The following is a 20000-nucleotide window of genomic DNA, read 5'->3' as shown; positions in this document are numbered from 1 at the left end:
CGATAAGTAATTTGTCATAAACTAAATACTGGAGTTATGGCTTCGCGTCCCGGATCGGATGCTGGCCATCGTGGATCAACGACTTACGAAAGGAGACGGAATGCATCACGCCACCCCGCTAATCACCACCATTGTCGGCGGCCTTGTGCTCGCTTTTTTGCTCGGCATGCTGGCGAACAAGCTTCGCATATCACCTCTGGTCGGATATTTATTAGCTGGCGTGCTGGCCGGGCCGTTTACGCCAGGCTTCGTTGCAGATACCAAACTTGCGCCCGAGCTGGCCGAGCTTGGCGTTATCCTGCTGATGTTTGGTGTCGGTCTCCACTTCTCCATTAAGGATTTGATGGCGGTAAAGTCCATCGCCATCCCCGGCGCGATAGCCCAGATTGCTGTGGCGACGCTGCTGGGTGTGGCGCTCTCCACCTTCCTCGACTGGTCGCTGATGACCGGCATTGTGTTCGGTCTGTGTCTCTCAACCGCCAGTACCGTGGTGTTGCTGCGGGCGCTTGAGGAGCGGCAATTAGTAGACAGCCAGCGCGGCCAGATTGCGATCGGCTGGCTGATTGTTGAAGACCTGGTGATGGTATTGACGCTGGTGCTGCTGCCCGCCATCGCCGGGATGCTGGAAAAAGGCAACCTCGGTTTTGCCACCCTCGCGCTGGATATGGGCATTACCATCGGCAAAGTGGTGGCTTTTATTGCCCTGATGATGCTGGTAGGCCGCCGCCTGGTGCCATGGATCCTCGCGCGCAGTGCTGCCACCGGTTCACGCGAGCTCTTTACCCTTTCGGTGCTGGCGCTGGCGCTGGGCATCGCCTTTGGCGCGGTGGAGCTGTTTGATGTCTCCTTTGCGCTGGGTGCGTTCTTCGCCGGGATGGTGCTGAACGAATCCGAACTAAGCCATCGTGCAGCCCACGATACCCTGCCGCTGCGTGACGCGTTTGCGGTGCTGTTCTTTGTCTCGGTGGGGATGCTGTTCGACCCGCTGGTGTTAATTCAGCAGCCGCTGGCGGTGCTGGGCACCGTGGCGATCATTATCTTCGGTAAATCGCTGGCGGCGTTCGGGCTGGTGAAAATGTTCGGGCACTCGCAGCGCACCGCCCTCACCATTGCCACCAGCCTGGCGCAGATTGGTGAATTCGCCTTTATTCTGGCCGGTCTTGGCATGGCGCTGGACCTGCTGCCGCAGGAGGGCCAGAACCTGGTGCTGGCAGGGGCAATCCTGTCGATTATGCTCAACCCGATCCTGTTCGCGCTGCTGGAGAAGTATCTCGATAAGACCGAGACGCTGGAAGCCCAGACGCTGGAAGAAGCTATCGAAGAAGAGAAGCAGATCCCGGTGGATATCTGCAATCACGCGCTGCTGGTGGGCTTTGGCCGCGTCGGCAGCCTGCTTGGGGAGAAGCTGCTGGCCCAGGGCGTGCCGCTGGTGGTGATTGAAACCTCCCGCAGCCGGGTGGATGAGCTGCGCGAGCGCGGGATTCGTGCAGTGTTAGGCAATGCGGCGAATGAAGAGATCCTCAACCTCGCGCACCTCGACTGCGCGCGCTGGCTGCTGCTGACCATCCCCAACGGTTACGAAGCCGGGGAGATCGTGGCGTCGGCGCGTGAGAAGTGCCCGAACATCGAGATTATCGCGAGGGCGCATTATGACGATGAAGTGGATTACATCTCCGAGCGCGGTGCCAACGAAGTGGTGATGGGCGAGCGTGAAATCGCCAACACCATGCTGGCATTGCTGGATAAAAAGACCCCGGACGAGCTCGACATGGCACCGACGCCGCATCCGTCGCTGCAGCAGTAACGCCTTCCTGGAACCACGGCGGGTGCGCTACGCTTACCCGCCCTACAACATAGCATTCCGTTTCCAAGGTGGGTAAGCGTAAGCGCACCCACCATCAAGCACGGCTTCCATTTGTAGGGTGGGTAAGCGCAAGCGCACCCACCATCAGCACGGCTCCCGTTTGTAGGGTGGGTAAGCGTAAGCGCACCCACCATCAAGCCCCACTCAACTCACCGATCCCAGTACGCCTCTTCGAGGCTGTCTTCGCGCTCCGGCAGGCCGCGGGTCAGACGCGGAGAGTGCTGATTTAACACCTGATAGCTGACGCGGTTAGCGTATTTACACACCTGCGCCAGCGAGGAGTAGGTCAGCCAGGTGAACTGGTGCTTGCTGGAGTTCGGCACGTTATTGCGGTGGTAGTTATTCGCGGTGATGTCGTGCAGCAGCGCCGCCAGCGCGCCATCGCCGGCACCGTTGGTGTTCATGATCTTCTCCGGGCCGCCCATGTACGGGGCGATATGCGAGAAAATACGCAGTGGATTCTCGCAGTCCTGGAAACGCATTGCGCGGCTGAACTCATACTGGTTGAATTCGGCAATCGCCCCCGGCAGCAGCGGATGCTGGGTTTTACGCTTCGCCTCTTCCTCAGTAAAGCCCGCCATATAAAGCCCCACCGGCCCGGCGGTGCAGAGCACCAGATCCACCCAGTCGAGCGCTTTGTTGGCGGCCATCAGCGGGTCGTTTTCCCCGGTCAGCGCCTCGCCCTCTTCTTCGTTCATCGCCAGAATCGAGACGTGCTCCTTCAGGAAATCACGCCACCACTGCGGGTTATCGGCAATCACGTATTTGGTGCCCAGCGTCAGCACCACCGGCACGTTGTGCTTTTTGGCATAAGCGATGGCCTGCATGGTGGCATCCGGCATCGGTTCGCCCGGCTTGCAGCGCACCAGATAGGAGGTCAGCACCAGCGCCGATGCGCCAGCAATCACCGACTCGGGAATGCTCTCGGGGCGCAGCTGGTTCATCTGGCCCGGGCTGATGGCGAAGGTACGCTCGCCGTTTTCGCTGATGAGCGTAAAGCAGCGGCCAATCGCCCCGTCCACGCCCTGTAAATAGTTGAGATCGGTACGGCTGGAGGTGTTGCACAGATAGCGATAGGCGTAGCTGCCGATCTGCACGTTGTTGCACATCACGCCGAGCAGCACCGAGCGGTCATCGGCCAGCGCCGAGTAGTTGTGCATGGTATTGCCGATGGTGCCGCCGGCAAACTGATGGGTAATCAGATTTTCGCGAACCAGCTCCTGGTAAAGCGCTTCCGCCACGTCATCTTCAATCACCAGCGAGTGCCCGAGGCTCAGGCCGTAGCGCGTGACAAACTCGTCATCGACTTTGGCTTCAATATCCACCAGCGTCTGGTCGATACCGACCACCCAGGAGGTGCCAGCTTCGCTCTCCGGCTGAATTTGCTTCAGCAACGGGTCGCGGTCACTCACGGGAAAATAGTGTTTGGATTTACGTTTACCGGGAAATTTCATGGTCTTGCTTTACGATGGGGAAAGAGGCGGAGAATGGTAGCACACTCCCCGCCCGGCGTGCGATTAGCGGTAAGGCTGGGTCAGATTCACCATCATCTCGATGTGATCGTCATTGTCGTTAAGTGCCGGTATGTATTCATATTTCTCACCGCCCGCCTCCAGGAAAAATTCACGGTTCTGTACCGCAATCTCTTCCAGAGTTTCAAGGCAGTCAGCGGCAAAGCCCGGACTCATCACCTGAATATGCTTCACGCCCTTCTCACCAAGCATTTTCAGGGTTTCATCGGTATAAGGCGTCAGCCACGGCTCGCGGCCAAAGCGCGACTGGAAGGTCATCATCACCTTGTCCGGATCCAGCCCCAGAGCATTGACCAGCTCACGGGTGGTGTCGCGGCAGCGCTGCGGGTAGTCGTCGCCTTCGTCGGCGTAACGCTGCGGAATACCGTGATAGGAGAGCAGCAGCAGATCCGGCTCGCCGTGCTCGGCAAACGAGCGGCGCACGGTATTCGCCAGCGCGGCGATGTAGTCGCTGTTGGTCGCGTAGTCGCGGATAAAACTCAGCGACGGCATATAGCGGGTTTTGGCGAAGATACGCCCGAGTTCGTCCCACACCGCAGCCACGGTGGAGCAGGAGTACTGCGGATAGAGCGGCAGCACCACGATATGGGTGACGTCCTGCGCCATCAGCGCCTGCACCGCGCTCTCAAGCGACGGCGAGCCGTAGCTCATGCCGAGCGCTACCGGCACGTCAGCGCCCAGCCGTGCTGCCAGCGCTTTCTCCTGCCGACGGCTGTAAACCATCAGCGGCGAGCCCTCTTCCATCCAGACAGACTGATACAGTTTCGCGACCCTGGGTGAACGAATGGGCAGAATGACGCCACGCAGCAGCGGCCACCACAGCAGACGCGGCGTATCCACCACGCGTCTGTCGCTTAAGAACTGTCGCAGATAGCGTTTTACCGCCGCAGGGGTGGGCGCATCGGGTGTCCCGAGGTTCGCCAGCAGAATGCCTGTTTTAGCCTGACTCATTACCGTCCCTTCTTTCAAAATTAGGCGCTAATTGTAGCGTGAATGTGTACAAACGAAACCAATTAGTGCGAAAGGAAACGCTGTCTGCCGCTGCGGTTAATGTTATAAAACTGTAACAAAGCAGTCCTACACTGGCTGTCGTTTTCGTTCTCCTCTGGTAAGTAAACGACAGGAAGCCGCAATGAGCAGACCACTTAAGTCCGTATTCAAAAAAGAACATAGCGACGACATCAGTAACCGCAGCGATAACCCGGTATTTTCCAGCGTGGCCAACGCTTTTCTCTCCCGCCGCCGCTTTTTGCAGATGGGCGTGGTAGCCGGCACTGCCGTCTCCTTCCCGATGCTGCTGAAGCCGGAAGAGACTTTTGCTGCGCTGACGCAGACGACGCCGTCTACGCTTGCCAAAGCGGTGTCGCTGGGCTTCAAAAGCATTCCGGTTTCCTCAGAGGACAGCGTGATCGTGCCGGAAGGCTATATCGCTCGCCCGTTCTACCGCTGGGGCGATGCCACCGGTATTCAGGGCAACCTGCCGGAATTTAAAAAAGATGGCAGCAACACCACCGACGAGCAGGCTGCTCAGGCCGGGATGCACCACGACGGTATGGCCTGGTTCAGCCTGCCGCAGGGCGGTGCCAGCGCCGACCACGGTCTGCTGGCACTTAACCACGAATACATTGATAACGGTATGCTGTTCAAAGACGGCACCGCCAACTGGAACCTTGAGAAAGCGCGCAAGGGCCAGAACGCGATGGGGATCTCCGTTATCGAAGTGAAAAAGCAGGGTAAAGAGTGGGAAGTGGTGCGCCCGTCCACCTTCGCCCGCCGCATTACCGTGAATACCCCGATGCAGCTCACCGGCCCGGCGCGCCACAATGCGCTGGTAAAAACCGCTGCCGATCCGCAGGGTGAAACCATTCTCGGTACTATGCAGAACTGCGCTAACGGCCACACGCCGTGGGGCACCTACCTGACCTGCGAAGAGAACTGGTCAGATATTTTCGTTAAGAAAGCCGATCTGAATCCGCTGGAAAAACGCTACGGCATCGCCGATGAAGATGAGTCCTACCGCTGGAATGAGGTGGACGAGCGCTTCAGCGTCGATAAAACCCCGAACGAGCCGAACCGCTTTGGCTGGGTGGTAGAGATCGACCCTTATCACCCGGACTCCACGCCGCGCAAACACTCGGCGCTGGGCCGCTTCAAGCATGAAGGCGCCGCCGTTACCCTCGCTGCGGATAACCGCGCTGTGGTCTACATGGGCGACGACCAGAAATTCGAGTACATCTACAAGTTCGTCTCCGACAAGAAATACGATGCCGCTAACCGCGATGCCAATATGGCTCTGCTGGAGTCCGGCACCCTTTACGTGGCGAAATTCAATGAGGATGGCAGCGGCGAATGGCTGCCGCTGGTGCACGGTCAGAACGGCCTCGACAGCAGCAAGGGCTTCGAAAACCAGGGCGACCTGCTGGTGAAAACGCGTCTGGCGGCGGATGCGGTTGGCGCAACGAAAATGGACCGGCCGGAGTGGATCGCCGTCGATCCGCACGCAGCGGGCAGCGTCTACTGCACCCTGACCAACAACAGCGATCGCGGTAAAGAGGGCAAAGCGCCGGTCGATGCCGCCAACCCGCGCGCCAACAACGTGTTCGGGCACATCATTCACTGGCTGGAAGCCGATAGCGATCCGGCGGCCACCGCGTTCAAATGGGACATTCTGGTGATGGCCGGTCGTACCGACGGCGCGGATGAGAAAGCCAAAGGCTCAATGCAGGGCGCGGCGTTCGGCAGCCCGGACGGCCTGTCGTTTGACCACCGTGGCGTGCTGTGGATCCAGACCGACGTCTCCTCCAGCACCATCAATAAGAAAGCCTACCAGGATATGGGTAACAACCAGATGGTGGCGACCATTCCGGGCACCAACGAATATCGCCGCTTCCTGACCGGGCCGCGCGGCTGTGAAATAACCGGTATCGCCTTTACGCCGGATAATCGCACGCTGTTCATCAACATCCAGCATCCGGGCGAAGGCGGTGACGATATCACCGATCCGGCTAACCCGACGGCGGTATCGACCTGGCCTGACGCCGATCCGGCAGGACGCCCGCGTTCGTCAACGGTGGTGATTGTCAAAGCCGATGGCGGCATTATCGGCACCTGATCCCGTACCTTTCGGGCATAAAAAAACCGGGCATGGCCCGGTTTTTTTGTCTCGCTCTGCTTAGCCGAGGATGTTTTCCAGCTCGGCGCGCACGTCGCTCACGGCTTTGGTGCCGTCAACTTTGGCATATCTGGTATTGCCTGCCTGCGCTTCCTGCTGGTAGTAGCCGATCAGCGGCGCGGTCATCTGATGGTACTCCACCAGGCGCTTACGCACGGTCTCTTCCTGATCGTCTTTACGGGTAGAGAGATCTTCACCGGTCACATCGTCTTTACCTTCCACCTTAGGCGGATTGAATTTGATGTGGTAGACGCGGCCAGAGGCGGCGTGTACGCGACGACCGATGATGCGGTCTACGATCAGCTCGTCCGGCACATCGAATTCCAGCACGTAATCAACGTTGATACCGGCTTCTTTCATCGCATCCGCCTGCGGGATGGTGCGCGGGAAACCGTCGAGCAGGAAGCCGTTACGGCAGTCTTCCTGAGCAATACGTTCTTTCACCAGTGCGATAACCAGCTCGTCAGTCACCAGTTTACCGGCGTCCATGATGTCTTTTGCTTGTTTGCCCAGCTCAGAGCCGGATTTCACTGCGGCACGCAGCATGTCCCCGGTGGAGATCTGCGGAATACCGTATTTCTCCATGATGAACTGTGCCTGAGTGCCTTTACCAGCGCCCGGAGCGCCAAGCAGAATGATACGCATTGCGTAATTCCTCATACCTGTGAATTTTTTAGTGCTTCGATTAGGGCGAAAACCATACCACTAAAGGCAGTATCACGACAAGGAAACGGCGGGGAATGGGCCGGTTTGGCGTGTTTCATGACGTTTAAAACAGCATTTCGGATTGCGCCTGGCACCTGTACGGCAGGACGTTCGCTGTTTGGCGGGTGCGCAGGCTTACCCGCCCTACGTCACCCGAATCTCTGATACATCTGGTTTTCCAGGATGGGTAAGCGCCTGCGCACCCACCATTTCCTGCATTATAAGAAACAAAAAAGGCAGAAGCGCGTTACGCCTCTGCCTTTTACTACGCCGTCAGTGAACTTACGACACCAGCAGCTGGTTCATGCGGCGGATAAACTGGTTTGGATCTTCCAGCGTACCGCGCTCGGCAAACAGCGCCTGATCGAGCAGCAGCTCTACCCACTGGGTAAACTGCGCGTCGTCCTGGGTATCCGCGGTGCGTTTCACCAGGGGATGATCCGGGTTCAGCTCGAAGATGTATTTCACGTCCGGCACGGCCTGACCCGCCGCCGCGAACAGCTTCGCCATCTGGGTGCTCATCTCGTCGTTGTCGGTGGTGACAATCGCCGGGGTGTCGGTCAGACGGTGCGTCAGACGCACTTCCTTCACGCGCTCGCCCAGCAGGGTTTTCACGCGCTCAACGAACGGCTCCAGCGCTTTCTCGGCTTCTTTGGTGGTTTCATCCACTTCATCCGCCAGCTTATCCAGCGACTCATCGGCTTTAGCCACGGACTGGAAAGATTTGCCGTCAAACGCGGTGAGATAGCTCATCATCCACTCGTCGATGCGGTCGGAGAGCAGCAGCACTTCGATGCCCTTCTTACGCAGCAGCTCAAGGTGCGGGCTGCTCTTCGCGGCGGCATAGCTGTCGGCGGTGATGTAGTAGATCTTCTCCTGGCCGTCTTTCATGCGCGACACGTACTCTTCCAGCGACACGGTCTGCTCGGAGGAGTCGGTGTGGGTCGTGGCGAAGCGCAGCAGTTTAGCGATAGCTTCCTGATTGGCCTGATCTTCCGCCGGCCCCTCTTTCAGCACCAGGCCAAACTGTTTCCAGAAGGTCTGGTATTTTTCGGCATCGTCTTTCGCCAGTTTCTCCAGCATCTGCAGCACGCGTTTGGTCAGCGCGTTACGCAGGTTGCGGGTCACGGTGCTGTCCTGCAGGATTTCACGGGAAACGTTGAGCGGCAGGTCGTTGGAATCTATCAGGCCACGAACGAAGCGCAGGTAGTTCGGCATGAACTGTTCGGCGTCGTCCATGATAAACACGCGCTGCACGTAAAGTTTCAGGCCATGCTTGTGATCGCGGTTCCACATGTCCCACGGTGCCTGGGCCGGGATGTAAAGCAGGCTGGTGTACTCCTGCTTGCCCTCAACGCGGTTATGGCTCCAGGTCAGCGGGTCGGTGAAGTCGTGAGCGATATGCTTGTAGAACTCCTTGTACTCGTCCTCTTTCACTTCCGCTTTATTACGCGTCCACAGCGCCTGAGCCTTGTTGATTTTCTCCCAGGAAACCACGGTTTCGCCGTCTTTCTCTTCTTTCTGTTCGATCTCAACCGGCAGCGCGATGTGGTCAGAGTACTTGCTGATCACCGAGCGCACGCGCCAGTCGTCGAGGAATTCGTCTTCGCCTTCGCGCAGATGCAGAGTGATTTCGGTGCCGCGGTCAGCTTTGGTGATGTCGCCCACGGTGTATTCGCCTTCGCCGGCGGATTCCCAGAACACCCCTTCTTCCGCACTGACGCCGGCGGCACGGGTGCGCACAGTCACTTTATCCGCCACGATGAACGCCGAGTAGAAGCCGACGCCAAACTGGCCGATAAGCTGGCTGTCTTTCGCCTGGTCAGAGCCCATGGATTCCAGGAAGGATTTGGTACCGGATTTAGCGATGGTGCCCAGGTGATCGATCACGTCGTCACGGGTCATACCGATACCGTTATCGGCAATCGTCAGGGTGCGCTGGTCTTTATCAAACGAGACGCGCACGCGCAGCTCGCCGTCGCCTTCGTACAGGTCCGGGTTAGACAGCGCGCGGAAACGCAGTTTGTCTGCCGCATCGGAGGCGTTGGAGATAAGCTCGCGCAGGAAGATCTCTTTGTTGGAATAGAGAGAATGGATCATCAGGTGCAGAAGCTGTTTTACTTCTGACTGGAAGCCACGTGTTTCTTGTCCTTTCATGTGGATAAACCTCAACAATGCCATTTACGGGGTAAAAAACAGGTTGAGTGAGAGATGGGGATAGCGGGCGGAAATTTCAAGCGACGATACGCAGCGCGCACCGTCGTTTGATTAGAAACTAATCTTGTGGCGTCCGGCCAGAGAGTGCGACAGCGTGGTGCCATCGACCATTTCCAGCTCGCCGCCGACCGGCACGCCGTGGGCGATGCGGCTGGCTTCCACGCCGTACTGCGCGCAGAGTTCGGCGATATAGTTCGCGGTCGCCTCCCCTTCCACCGTCGGGTTGGTGGCGAGGATCACTTCTTTCAGCGGCTCAGCCGACAGACGCTGCTCCAGACGGTCCAGCCCGATGTCATCCGGCCCGATGCCGTCGAGCGGGGACAAATGCCCCATCAGCACAAAGTAGCGGCCGGAAAACTGCCCGGTCTGCTCAATGGCGTGGATATCCGCCGGGCTCTCCACCACGCAAATCTGGCCGTTCTCCTGGCGACGTGCGTTGGTGCAGATGTTGCACAGCTCCTGCTCGGTAAACGTGCGGCAGTCCGCACAGTGACCGATCTCGGACATGGCGCGGGTCAGCGCCTGAGCCAGGCGCATACCGCCGCTGCGATCGCGCTGCAGCAAGGTAAACGCCATGCGCTGCGCTGACTTCGGGCCAACGCCCGGCAGACAGCGCAGTGCTTCCATTAACTGCGTTAACAGTGGGCTGGTTTGCATCAGAACGGCATCTTGAAGCCTGGCGGCAGCTGCATGCCGGAGGAGACGGACGCCATCTTCTCTTTCTGGGTCTCTTCGATGCGGCGCGCAGCGTCGTTAAACGCAGCGGCGACCAGATCTTCGAGCATATCTTTATCGTCTTCCAGCAGGCTCGGATCGATCTCCACGCGACGGCAGTTGTGCGCACCGTTGATGGTGACTTTCACCAGACCCGCGCCGGATTCACCGGTAACTTCCAGCTGCGCGATCTCTTCCTGCACTTTTTGCATTTTGTCCTGCATCTGCTGGGCTTGCTTCATCAGGTTACCCAGACCGCCTTTACCAAACATACTCTTCTCTCTTCGCGTAAGGCCGTCTCACCGCAAGCGCGATAAGCGACACTGAGGTTAACAACAGACGACGCCGCCGTCTGTCAAAGGGGGCGGATACTCTCTTCATCCAGGTCTGCGTCAAAGAATCGGCGCAGCGTCTGGATATTGTTATCCGCAATAATTGATTCCCGCGCCTGGGCGAGCTTCTCTTCGTAAATAGCCTGCCGCCACTCCAGCGGCGTGCGCGTCGCCGGATTATCATCTTCAATGATAGTCAGTTCAACATCGATACCGTAAAGATTAGTCATCGCCTCGGTCAACACCTTCAGCGCGCCGGGCGAGTTGAGATGACGTTGTGTCGAGCGCAGATGCAGGCAGATGCGGTTGCCGTCCTGCTCTTTCCAGGCGTTAAGCGCCACCTGCTCCACCAGCTTCGGCACCTGCAGGCGACTGACGTCTGCCGCCCAGGCGTCGCGCTCGATGGCTTCCGCCGCAAGCTTCGCGGCCAGCTCCGGCGTCTTCTCATGTTCAAGGGCGGTGCGCAGCGCCTTCGGCGTCGCCACTTCCTCTTTTACTTCTTCGGTTTTCAGCTGCGAGGTCCAGCGATAGGCCTCTTTTTTAACCGGTGCCGCTTCCTGCGTTGACGCAGCCGGGCGGGACTGCACGCGTTCGGTTACCGAGGCGAGGCGTTCCAGCGCGCTGTTATTCACCGGCCGCGCTGTACCTCGCGCCGCCGGTTCACTCTTTTTTGCTTTGGCGGCTCCCTGTGCGCGCTGCAGCTGGCTGCGCGCCTGGAGCACCTGGCTGGTGGCGTCCGGCAGCGGGGTATCGCTGCACGGCGGGGCCACCGCCTGTGGGGTATGCACTGGCGGCGCATTAACCACCGGCATTGACGGCGCGGAGGCTGCGACCGGCGCGACAGCACGCGGCGCCGCTTCCGGCTCGGGCAGCGGCGCCTGCGGATGGAACGCCAGCGCGCGTAGCAGGGTCATCTCGACGCCCATGCGACGCTCGGGCGCCCAGGGCAGCTCTTTGCGGCCAATCAGCAGCGTCTGGTAATAGAGCTGAAGATCGGCAGGCGAAACGGTGCGCGCCAGTTCACGCAGGCGCTGTTCGATGGCGGCCATGTCGCTGCCGATGGCAGACGGCGTAAGCTGCACCATGGCAATGCGGTGCAGCAGGCCGAGCATCTCCACCAGCAGGGCTTCCCACTCGATACCGCGCCCGGCGGCCTCGTTGAGCAGCGTCATCACACGCTCGCCGTCGGCGTGTACCAGCGCTTCCACCAGCGACAGGGCCTGGTCATCATCCAGCGTGCCAAGCATCTCGCTCACGGCCTGGGTGCTGACCTGACCATCGCCGCTGGCGATAGCCTGATCGGTCAGGCTCAACGCATCGCGCAGGCTACCGTCTGCGGCGCGGGCCAGCAGCTGCAGTGCGCGCGTGTCGTAGCCAATGTTCTCCTGGCCCAGCACGTGCTCCAGCTGAGCGCGGATCTGATCCGGCTCCAGCGCTTTAAGATGGAACTGCAGGCAGCGCGACAGAATGGTCACCGGCAGCTTCTGCGGATCGGTGGTCGCCAGCAGGAATTTGACGTGTGCCGGCGGCTCTTCCAGCGTTTTCAACAGCGCGTTGAAGCTGTGACGCGAGAGCATGTGCACTTCGTCAATCAGATAAACTTTGAAGCGGCCACGCGCCGGTGCGTACTGAACGTTGTCCAGCAGGTCACGGGTATCTTCTACTTTGGTGCGCGAGGCGGCGTCGATTTCAATCAGGTCGACAAAGCGGCCCTGCTCGATTTCACGGCAGTTGTCGCACACGCCGCACGGTGTGGCGGTGATGCCGGTCTCACAGTTGAGACCTTTCGCCAGCAGGCGGGCGATAGAGGTTTTACCAACCCCGCGCGTGCCGGAAAACAGATACGCGTGATGAATACGACCCAGTGACAGGCCATTTGCCAGCGCGGTCAGTACATGTTCCTGGCCGACGACATCAGCGAAGGTTTGTGGACGCCATTTGCGGGCTAAGACCTGATAACTCATGGGCAGGCTCTGAAACGCTAAGGGGTGGATGCTAAGGGGGGTAATGCTAACACAGCCCCACCGGATCGGCGAGGCTGCGTGTCATCAATCTTCCGGTCTGGTTCGCAACGCCTGGCGGCGCGGTGACCGGGAGGATCAATGGCCCGGGAACGGCACGAGGCTGAAGCAGTTGATGCCCTGCTTCTCAAGACGCTGTTCGCCGCCGAGGTCAAACAGATTGATAATGAACGCGGCGTCGGTCACTTCGCCACCGAGGCGGCGGATCAGCTTAACGGTGGCTTCGATGGTGCCGCCGGTCGCCAGCAGATCGTCCACCACCAGTACTTTATCGCCTGGCTGGATGGCATCGATGTGGATCTCCAGCTGGTCGGTGCCGTACTCAAGCTCGTAGCTTTCGGCGATGGTTTCACGCGGCAGCTTACGCGGCTTACGCACCGGCACGAAGCCGACGCCGAGGGCAAGCGCAACCGGCGCGCCAAACAGGAAACCACGCGCTTCGGTCCCCACGACTTTGGTGATGCCCGCGTCTTTATAACGCTCAACCAGCAGTTCGATGCTGAGCGCGTAGGCTTTCGGGTCTTCCAGCATGCTGGTTACGTCGCGAAACAGAATACCCGGCTTCGGATAGTCGTGGATGCTTTTAATACTGTTCTTGAGATAGTCAAGCTGCTGCGCAGTTGCGGTCATGGATAGTTGCCTGATAAATACGGTATTACTCACAGCGCGCCCACCTGAAAACAGGCCGGGATGTATTGCTCATCCTTTGACCAGGCGCGGCTGTACTCGAAAACGCTCGAATTTACTGACTGTGGCGGACAATTGCAACAGCCAGCGGTGCGGCTTCACGGTTTTTGTTGTTTTTCGTCAATCACCGGCATTCGCCACATAAATATCAGCAGGCAGGTTAAGATAACCAGCAACAGAATGCGTACCCACATGATCTTTACCAGCCATAGTGAGATGGCGAAGGTCACCAGAATCACCGCGATGGCACGGGGTTTAGCGCCGGGCGGCATCGCGCGATACTGCTCCCAGTGCCGGATGTAGCTGCCAAACCACGAGCGGTACAGCAGCCAGTGGTGAAAGCGCGGTGAGGACTGGGCGAAACACCAGGCGGCAAGCAGTAAAAAAGGCGTGGTCGGCAGCAACGGCAGCACCACGCCCAGCGTCGCCAGCACTACCGCAAGCCAGCCTGTGATGAGTAAAATAGTCCGTTTCATAGCCCTGACCACAAAGAGATGACGCGCTATCCTAGCATAGCGCGCCTCGATTTCATGGAGAACCATGTGAAAACCGCCCAGCTCCTGGATCTGCTGGATACCCGCCTGAGCGATCTTGACCAGCGCATTGCGCCGCTTGCCGGGCACGACAGCATCACCCCGCGCTTCGATCGTCAGCGTTTTCGCACCACGGGCCGCCGGATGCAGGATTTCCTTGATGAAATCCATGCCAACGCCGCTCAGCTGCGCGCATGTGCGACCGCTAACGAAACCGAGCAGGTGGCGTGGCTTGCACAAACCGTGGCGCTGCAGATTGAAGCCCTGCAGCGCGAAGCAGCAAGCTGGCAGCTGCGCACACATGACAGCGCCCATACCGGGCTGGGCAAACTGCATAAAAAGCTGCTGGAGCACCAGGAGTTTGAACGCCGGCTGATTGAGATGAAGCGTGAGCGCGAACTGCGCGTCGCAGAGGTCGAAACCCTGGTGGAGCAGCAGCTGCTGCACCGGGAAATTGATGCTCTCGAAGGGCGTCTGGCGCGCTGTCGCGATGCCACCCAGAACCTTGAGCGCGCGCTGACGCGTCTGCGCCGCTAACCTTATACAGAGGAGTAATTATGTCGCTGGAACAGGCATCTGATGACGTAAAACTGGCGGTGGATCTGATCATGCTGCTTGAAGAGCATGCGCTAGATCCTGAAACCGTGCTGAAGGCGCTGGAAATCGTCCAGCGCGATTTTGAGAACAAGCTGGCGGCGCAACGCTCCGCCGGTTAACGAAGGCTACGCCGCCGGACGTCAGGCGATCGCCGGGGCGTCACCCTCACCTTTATTGATATCGCGCTTCACCTCGGTGTGCTCCTCGCCTTTCTCATTGCGCAGGTGCACTTCCAGCTGGTTGAAAGCGATGTTGATCCCGTTCTCACGGCACAAACGATCGATAGCGCGGTTCAGCTCATCCACGGTGAAGCTGCGGTCGCGCAGCTCGCGCACATAGAGGCGCAGCTCGTGATCCAGCGTGCTCGGCCCGAAGGTGGTGAAGAACACTGCCGGCTCAGGATCGTGCATCACTTTCGGGTGCTCCATCGCCGCCTGCAGCAGGATCGCCTTCACCTTATCCAGATCCGATCCGTAAGCCACACCAAGCCGGATCACCACGCGGGTGATGGTATCCGACAGCGACCAGTTGATCAGGCGTTCGGTGACGAAGGCTTTGTTCGGGATAATCACCTCTTTGCGATCGAAGTCAGTAATGGTGGTGGCGCGAATGCGGATCTTGCTGACCGTGCCTGAGAAAGTGCCGATGGTCACGGTATCGCCGATACGCACCGGGCGCTCGAACAGAATGATCAGACCGGAGACGAAGTTCCCGAAGATTTCCTGCAAGCCGAAGCCCAGACCGACCGACAGCGCGGCGGCCAGCCACTGCAGTTTGTCCCACGACACGCCGAGCGAGGCGAACACTGTCATCGCCCCGGCAGCAATAATCACGTAGTTAAGAATGGTGGTGATGGCGTAGGACGCCCCCTGACGCATCTTCAGGCGCGACAGCACCAGCACTTCCAGCAGGCCCGGCAGGTTGCGGATCAGCGCCCAGGCGACGGTAAAGGCCACCAGCGCGAACAGCAGGCTGCCCATCGTCACGTTTTTCACCACCGCCGCACCGGCTTCGGTGCCGTTGTAGTGCCACAGCACCACGCTGTCGAGATAGGAGAAGACGGTGATTAAATCGGACCAGATCGCCCAGAACACCACGCCAAACAGCGCGAACATCAACAGGGTGGTCAGTCGCAGGGTCTGCTGGTTGATCTGATCCAGCGCCAGCGGCGGCTCCTGTACCGGCTCGGCCCCTTCCGCTCCCTCTTTTACCTGATTCTGACGTCGGGACACCGCACGGCGATAAGCGATGCGGCGCGCCGCCACGCTCAGCCCGCGCAGTACCGTCTGGTACAGCAGGTTCCAGACGATCACCAGATACACGGTGTCAATCCAGCGGCCCGACAGGCGCAGAGTGGTATAGAAGTAGCCGCTGGCGGTCAGCACCAGCAGCGCCACCGGCACAATCGAGAGAATGGTGATAGTGACAAGGCGCATGGTGTGCGACTCCTTGTCATGCCAGCTCTCCCGGCACATCGGCCAGACCAGCGCGGCGATCACCAGCAGGTTGATGAAGATCATCGACTGGCCGACCACGTCATCCATCAGGTGCAGCGGCGACAGCTCGGCCACCACCGACCAGAACAGCAGCGGGAGCAGCGCCAGGCTGATGCGCACAATCTGTCGCCGCCAGTGGCTGGTGATCTGAACAGGCATATTGAAGTGGTTCACCGCCACGCCGTCTTTTTCCAGCACGCGCCAGCACAGGCCGAATACCAGCCAGAACAGCGCCAGCTCTTTGCTGAACGCCCACAGCAGTTCGCTGACGCTCAGCTGCATCACGTGCAGGATCAGGCCGACCGCGAGAATAATCAGACACACCGGCAGCGCGAGGATCAGGTTTATCAGGATAGCTTTCGGCGTGTGAAGCTGGCTGTCGTTACGTAGCTGCCCGACCTCAGAGGCCAGGCGCGCCAGATATTGACGCATCCAGCCAAAGCGCCAGCGAATAAGTCCGGCCAGCAGCACCAGCGGCAAACCGGCCAGCAGCGCCAGCGCCACCGCCGGCCAGGCTTTATCCCAGTTTACCGTGAACTTCATCGCTTTGATCTGGTCATGCAGCGCGCCGGGGAAGGCTTTGATCCACTCCCAGTCCATCGGCTTGTTGCTGTTTACCCAGAAGATTTGCTGGGTCAGGATCTCTTCAAGACTTTTACTGACGCTCATCAGCTGCTGCTGGTTAATCTGCAGGTTGATGGCCATCATCAGCTGGTTGCCCAGCTGTTTGTTGAGCTGATCGAGCAGCGCGCGACGCATGTCGATCACTTCCAGCAGCGCATCATGCACTTCGCTGTTGACCTCGCCCTGATGACCCTCTTCCAGCTTCGCCACCCAGGTATCGCCCTGGAACAGCTCATCACGCTGCTGGTTGATTTCAAACTGCTCCAGACGCAAATCGGCGATGCGATTGGTCATATCCTCCAGCTCGTCCGCCGACGGCAGCGTCTGCTGCTGCTGATAGAGAATACGCGACAGCAGCAGGCTGCCTTTCAGCACCGCAATCTGCTCTTTCAGGTTGCGCTCGGACTGCAGCGCCCGGTCGAGCCAGTTCTTCACTTTAATATTGCGCTCAACCAGCGCGTTACCGGTCTGCGTGGCGGCAATCAGGCGCTCACTGAGCTGGTGGTTGAGATCCAGCTCCTGGCGCACCAGCGGGTTGTTCTGGATGCGCGAGGCATCATCCGGGGAGAGCGCTTCCTGGGCTGTTTTCTCGGTCAGCGTCAGACGTTTGTTACTCACCGCGGTTTGCAGCAGCTGAATCTGATGCTCAAGCTGATTGATGTTCGCTACCACATAATCGCGCTGCTTCTGCAGGCTGTCCTGCAGCACGGTGTTGCCTTCAAGGCTCTTGCGCTGCTGATCCAGCTGGGCATTAAGCAGCACCTGCTGCACCATCAGTAGCGTCTGCTGGCTTGGACGCAGCGCCTGCTCGCCAGGCCCGGTGCCGTTGAGGCGATTACGAATGGTCTGCAGCTGCTGGGAGACGTTAAACATGGTGTTCTGCACGCGCTCCGGCTGGGTCTGGAGCGACACCAGCTGGCTGTTGAGCGTAGAAAGCTCGCTCTGGGCGGTTTGCAGTTTGTCCAGCACCGAAGCCACGCGCTGTTCGAGATCGTGCAGGCGCATGGCGTTATAACTCTGAACCGTAACGTCATCGCTGTCGCGGTTGCTGAGCTCGTTAAGATCTGTGGTGGCCTTCGCCATCTTCGCCGGCGCCTGGGCAACCCGCACCCGCAGCTGCTCGGTTTCCTGCTTTACGCGCTCGATTTTTTCCAGGGCTTCCAGGGTCTCGGTCAGATCCTGCTGGGTTAGCTTCTCTTCCCCGCTCAGGCTCTTTTGCTTATTCAGCGTATCGAGCTGGTTTTGCACCTCGCTGCGGGAAGGAAGATCGCTGTTTGCGGCTGCCACCGCGCTGGCAGGCGCGCCGAGCAGGGCGACAAAGAGGGCAAAGACAAACGCCAGAGCGGCGTGCCGGATAAGAGTCATATGCTGCATAGTTGTGTATGGATTGCCAGGCTACTGAGGACAGGGATCGTTAGAGTGGCGCAGAATAGCATGGCGCTGGAAAGCAGAATAGCGGCTCACCCGGTATTGCGGAAAAATCCCTTATGGCTCCGGCGCTGCGTCGTGCTCATCGAAGGGGCGCTGCAGCGACGGGCACAGCTGGTACATCTCAATCAGAATATCAACAAATTCACGCGCTTCGCGCTTCAGGTCATAGGTTTCCGGAGCAAACAGCCAGTTTTCCATAATGCCGGAGATATAGCTGCGCATCAGGATCGCCGCGCGACGCGTTTGCAGTTTCGCCGGCAGCATTCCGGCCTCAATACAGTCGTTAAGGGTCTGCTCGATGCGCTCGTTACTCGCCACGCACAGATTTCGCTGCGCCTGCTGGGCTACCGCCATTTCGCCAACAAACTCACACTTATGGAAAATGATTTCCATCATCAGGCGACGGCGCTCCTCGGCTGCCGTTGCTTCCAGTACGTAAATTAGTAATTCACGTAACACTGACAGTGGATCGTCAGGAAATTTTGCCCGATACTCAATTTCTAAATCACTGATACTGGACTCTGAAAGCGCCCAGATTTCGCTGAACAAATCCGACTTATTCTTGAAATGCCAGTAGATAGCGCCGCGCGTCACCCCTGCCGCCTGCGCTATTTCCGCGAGCGATGTCGCGGATACGCCCTGCTGAGAAAACAAGCGCAGCGCAACATCAAGAATGTGCTGCCGCGTCTCAAGCGCCTGTTGTTTGGTTTTTCGTGCCATATGTGGGTGAAGTTACAGGGTTAGATTTACATACATTTGTGAATGTATGTACCATAGCATGACGATAATATAAACACAGCAATGGGTTTATGGACTTTTGATCCATTGATCAATTTTGGAATCGGACACTCGAGGTTTTGATATGAACAAAAACAGAGGATTTTCGCCTCTGGCGGTCGTTCTGATGCTCTCCGGCGGCTTAGCGCTTACAGGATGTGACGATCAACAGGCTCAGGAACAGGGTGCGCAAGTGCCGGAAGTTGGCATTGTGACGCTGAAAAGCGAGCCACTTCAAATCACAACTGAGCTTCCAGGCCGTACTAACGCGTTCCGCGTGGCAGAAGTACGCCCGCAGGTAAGCGGCATCATCCTGAAGCGTAACTTTACCGAAGGCAGTGATGTGGAAGCGGGTGTCTCGCTGTACCAGATTGATCCGGCAACCTATCAGGCATCTTACGAAAGCGCCAAAGGCGATCTGGCGCAGGCTCAGGCCCAGGCGAACATCGCTCAGGTCACGCTGAATCGTTACAAGAAACTGCTGGGTACTCAGTACATCAGCCAGCAGGATTACGATGACGCCCAGGCGCAGGCGCAGCAGACCAGCGCTGCGGTCGTCGCGGCTAAAGCGGCGGTCGAAACCGCACGCATCAACCTGGCGTACACCAAAGTCACCTCTCCTATCAGCGGCCGCATCGGTAAATCTGCCGTGACCGAAGGGGCGCTGGTGACCAGCGGGCAGACCAATGCCCTCGCCACGGTGCAACAGCTCGACCCTATCTATGTTGACGTTACCCAGTCCAGCAACGATTTTCTGCGCCTGAAACAGGAGCTGGCTAACGGCTCGCTGAAGCAGGAAGGCGGCAAAGCGAAAGTGGAGCTGGTAACTAACGACGGCAGCAAATATCCGCAGACTGGTACCCTTGAGTTCTCCGACGTCAGCGTTGACCAGACCACCGGGTCTATCACGCTGCGCGCTATCTTCCCGAACCCGGACATGACGCTGCTGCCTGGCATGTTTGTTCGCGCCAAACTGGAAGAAGGCACTCGTCCGAATGCGATTCTGGTTCCGCAGCAGGGCGTGACCCGCACACCGCGTGGTGATGCCAGTGCAATGGTAATTGGCGAAGGCGATAAGGTCGAAGTGCGCCAGATTACCGCTGAACAGGCGATCGGCGACAAGTGGCTGGTAACGGATGGCTTGAAAGAAGGCGATCGCGTGATCGTTTCCGGCTTGCAAAAAGTAAGACCGGGCGCCCAGGTTAAAGCGCAGGAAGTCACGGCTGACAAGAAAGAGCAGGCTGCGGCCAATGGTCAGTCAGAACAACCTCAGTCTTAACTCAAACAGGAGCCGTTAA

At 58.7% G+C, this 20000-nt stretch carries 16 protein-coding genes and 1 other annotated feature; of the genes, 5 read left to right on the top strand and 11 right to left on the bottom strand.

Annotated features, from left to right (window positions below; all coding sequences use genetic code 11):
• The first annotated feature begins 100 nt into the window (after positions 1-100).
• Complete coding sequence (gene ybaL, locus KFZ77_RS04855) at positions 101-1804, top strand: YbaL family putative K(+) efflux transporter (protein ID WP_264385585.1); 1704 nt, start codon at positions 101-103, stop codon at positions 1802-1804.
• Between the two features lie 209 nt (positions 1805-2013).
• On the opposite strand, the gene KFZ77_RS04850 is transcribed toward ybaL, so the two are convergent.
• A complete protein-coding gene (locus KFZ77_RS04850; RefSeq protein ID WP_031524381.1) occupies positions 2014-3318 on the bottom strand; it encodes an inosine/guanosine kinase in 1305 nt (434 codons plus the stop codon).
• A 63-nt stretch (positions 3319-3381) separates the two neighbouring features.
• Positions 3382-4347, bottom strand: a complete 966-nt coding sequence (hemH, locus tag KFZ77_RS04845; protein ID WP_031524380.1) for a ferrochelatase — start codon at positions 4345-4347, stop codon at positions 3382-3384.
• A 181-nt stretch (positions 4348-4528) separates the two neighbouring features.
• Between hemH and KFZ77_RS04840 the strand changes: the two genes are divergently transcribed.
• Positions 4529-6508, top strand: coding sequence for a PhoX family protein (locus KFZ77_RS04840; protein ID WP_264385584.1), 1980 nt, complete (start codon positions 4529-4531; stop codon positions 6506-6508).
• A 60-nt stretch (positions 6509-6568) separates the two neighbouring features.
• Here the strand turns inward: KFZ77_RS04840 and adk are convergent, their stop codons facing one another.
• From adk to KFZ77_RS04805, 7 genes are all read right to left on the bottom strand, one after another.
• Positions 6569-7213 (bottom strand): adenylate kinase, encoded by a 645-nt coding sequence (adk, locus tag KFZ77_RS04835; protein ID WP_031524377.1) that lies wholly within the window; start codon positions 7211-7213, stop codon positions 6569-6571.
• A 342-nt stretch (positions 7214-7555) separates the two neighbouring features.
• A complete protein-coding gene (gene htpG / locus KFZ77_RS04830; protein WP_031524375.1) occupies positions 7556-9430 on the bottom strand; it encodes a molecular chaperone HtpG in 1875 nt (624 codons plus the stop codon).
• 111 nt (positions 9431-9541) lie between these two features.
• Positions 9542-10147: a recombination mediator RecR gene (recR, locus tag KFZ77_RS04825; RefSeq protein ID WP_031524373.1), complete on the bottom strand. Its 606-nt coding sequence runs from the start codon at positions 10145-10147 to the stop codon at positions 9542-9544.
• Positions 10147-10476 (bottom strand): YbaB/EbfC family nucleoid-associated protein, encoded by a 330-nt coding sequence (locus KFZ77_RS04820; RefSeq protein ID WP_024550997.1) that lies wholly within the window; start codon positions 10474-10476, stop codon positions 10147-10149. The genes recR and KFZ77_RS04820 overlap by 1 nt, the downstream gene beginning before the upstream one ends.
• 83 nt (positions 10477-10559) lie before the next feature.
• Positions 10560-12500 (bottom strand): DNA polymerase III subunit gamma/tau, encoded by a 1941-nt coding sequence (dnaX, locus tag KFZ77_RS04815; RefSeq protein ID WP_264385583.1) that lies wholly within the window; start codon positions 12498-12500, stop codon positions 10560-10562.
• Positions 11163-11227 (bottom strand) — a sequence feature (DnaX frameshifting element). It overlaps the preceding gene by 65 nt.
• Before the next feature lie 135 nt (positions 12501-12635).
• Positions 12636-13187, bottom strand: coding sequence for an adenine phosphoribosyltransferase (gene apt, locus KFZ77_RS04810; protein ID WP_031524370.1), 552 nt, complete (start codon positions 13185-13187; stop codon positions 12636-12638).
• A 155-nt stretch (positions 13188-13342) separates the two neighbouring features.
• Positions 13343-13720: a DUF454 family protein gene (locus KFZ77_RS04805; protein WP_031524368.1), complete on the bottom strand. Its 378-nt coding sequence runs from the start codon at positions 13718-13720 to the stop codon at positions 13343-13345.
• Positions 13721-13786: 66 nt separating this feature from the next.
• On the opposite strand from KFZ77_RS04805, the gene priC reads away from it, so the two are divergent.
• A complete protein-coding gene (gene priC, locus KFZ77_RS04800) occupies positions 13787-14314 on the top strand; it encodes a primosomal replication protein PriC (RefSeq protein ID WP_031524366.1) in 528 nt (175 codons plus the stop codon).
• Positions 14315-14334: 20 nt separating this feature from the next.
• Positions 14335-14493, top strand: coding sequence for a pleiotropic regulatory protein RsmS (rsmS, locus tag KFZ77_RS04795; protein WP_264385582.1), 159 nt, complete (start codon positions 14335-14337; stop codon positions 14491-14493).
• A 21-nt stretch (positions 14494-14514) separates the two neighbouring features.
• On the opposite strand, the gene mscK is transcribed toward rsmS, so the two are convergent.
• Together mscK and acrR are read right to left on the bottom strand one after the other, a co-directional pair.
• Positions 14515-17868: a mechanosensitive channel MscK gene (gene mscK, locus KFZ77_RS04790; protein ID WP_264385581.1), complete on the bottom strand. Its 3354-nt coding sequence runs from the start codon at positions 17866-17868 to the stop codon at positions 14515-14517.
• A 111-nt stretch (positions 17869-17979) separates the two neighbouring features.
• Positions 17980-18645, bottom strand: coding sequence for a multidrug efflux transporter transcriptional repressor AcrR (gene acrR / locus KFZ77_RS04785; RefSeq protein WP_031524363.1), 666 nt, complete (start codon positions 18643-18645; stop codon positions 17980-17982).
• 142 nt (positions 18646-18787) lie between these two features.
• Here acrR and acrA point away from each other — a divergent pair, with 142 nt between their 5' ends.
• On the top strand, positions 18788-19981 hold the full coding sequence (gene acrA / locus KFZ77_RS04780) for a multidrug efflux RND transporter periplasmic adaptor subunit AcrA (protein WP_264385580.1): 1194 nt from the start codon (positions 18788-18790) through the stop codon (positions 19979-19981).
• The last annotated feature ends 19 nt before the right edge of the window (positions 19982-20000 follow it).

The organism is Siccibacter colletis (genome assembly GCF_025914095.1).
GTDB classification, from domain to species: Bacteria; Pseudomonadota; Gammaproteobacteria; order Enterobacterales; family Enterobacteriaceae; genus Siccibacter; species Siccibacter colletis.
Note: the sequence above shows the minus strand (reverse complement) of the source record. Positions and strands in the feature narration are given on the sequence as shown.

Excerpts from the sequence above, each read along its gene's own strand:
- ybaL (WP_264385585.1), top strand. The coding sequence starts at position 101 with ATGCATCACGCCACCCCGCTAATCACCACCATTGTCGGCGGCCTTGTG.
- KFZ77_RS04850 (WP_031524381.1), bottom strand. The coding sequence starts at position 3,318 with ATGAAATTTCCCGGTAAACGTAAATCCAAACACTATTTTCCCGTGAGT.
- hemH (WP_031524380.1), bottom strand. The coding sequence starts at position 4,347 with ATGAGTCAGGCTAAAACAGGCATTCTGCTGGCGAACCTCGGGACACCC.
- KFZ77_RS04840 (WP_264385584.1), top strand. The coding sequence starts at position 4,529 with ATGAGCAGACCACTTAAGTCCGTATTCAAAAAAGAACATAGCGACGAC.
- adk (WP_031524377.1), bottom strand. The coding sequence starts at position 7,213 with ATGCGTATCATTCTGCTTGGCGCTCCGGGCGCTGGTAAAGGCACTCAG.
- htpG (WP_031524375.1), bottom strand. The coding sequence starts at position 9,430 with ATGAAAGGACAAGAAACACGTGGCTTCCAGTCAGAAGTAAAACAGCTT.
- recR (WP_031524373.1), bottom strand. The coding sequence starts at position 10,147 with ATGCAAACCAGCCCACTGTTAACGCAGTTAATGGAAGCACTGCGCTGT.
- KFZ77_RS04820 (WP_024550997.1), bottom strand. The coding sequence starts at position 10,476 with ATGTTTGGTAAAGGCGGTCTGGGTAACCTGATGAAGCAAGCCCAGCAG.
- dnaX (WP_264385583.1), bottom strand. The coding sequence starts at position 12,500 with ATGAGTTATCAGGTCTTAGCCCGCAAATGGCGTCCACAAACCTTCGCT.
- apt (WP_031524370.1), bottom strand. The coding sequence starts at position 13,187 with ATGACCGCAACTGCGCAGCAGCTTGACTATCTCAAGAACAGTATTAAA.
- KFZ77_RS04805 (WP_031524368.1), bottom strand. The coding sequence starts at position 13,720 with ATGAAACGGACTATTTTACTCATCACAGGCTGGCTTGCGGTAGTGCTG.
- rsmS (WP_264385582.1), top strand. The coding sequence starts at position 14,335 with ATGTCGCTGGAACAGGCATCTGATGACGTAAAACTGGCGGTGGATCTG.
- mscK (WP_264385581.1), bottom strand. The coding sequence starts at position 17,868 with ATGCAGCATATGACTCTTATCCGGCACGCCGCTCTGGCGTTTGTCTTT.
- acrR (WP_031524363.1), bottom strand. The coding sequence starts at position 18,645 with ATGGCACGAAAAACCAAACAACAGGCGCTTGAGACGCGGCAGCACATT.
- acrA (WP_264385580.1), top strand. The coding sequence starts at position 18,788 with ATGAACAAAAACAGAGGATTTTCGCCTCTGGCGGTCGTTCTGATGCTC.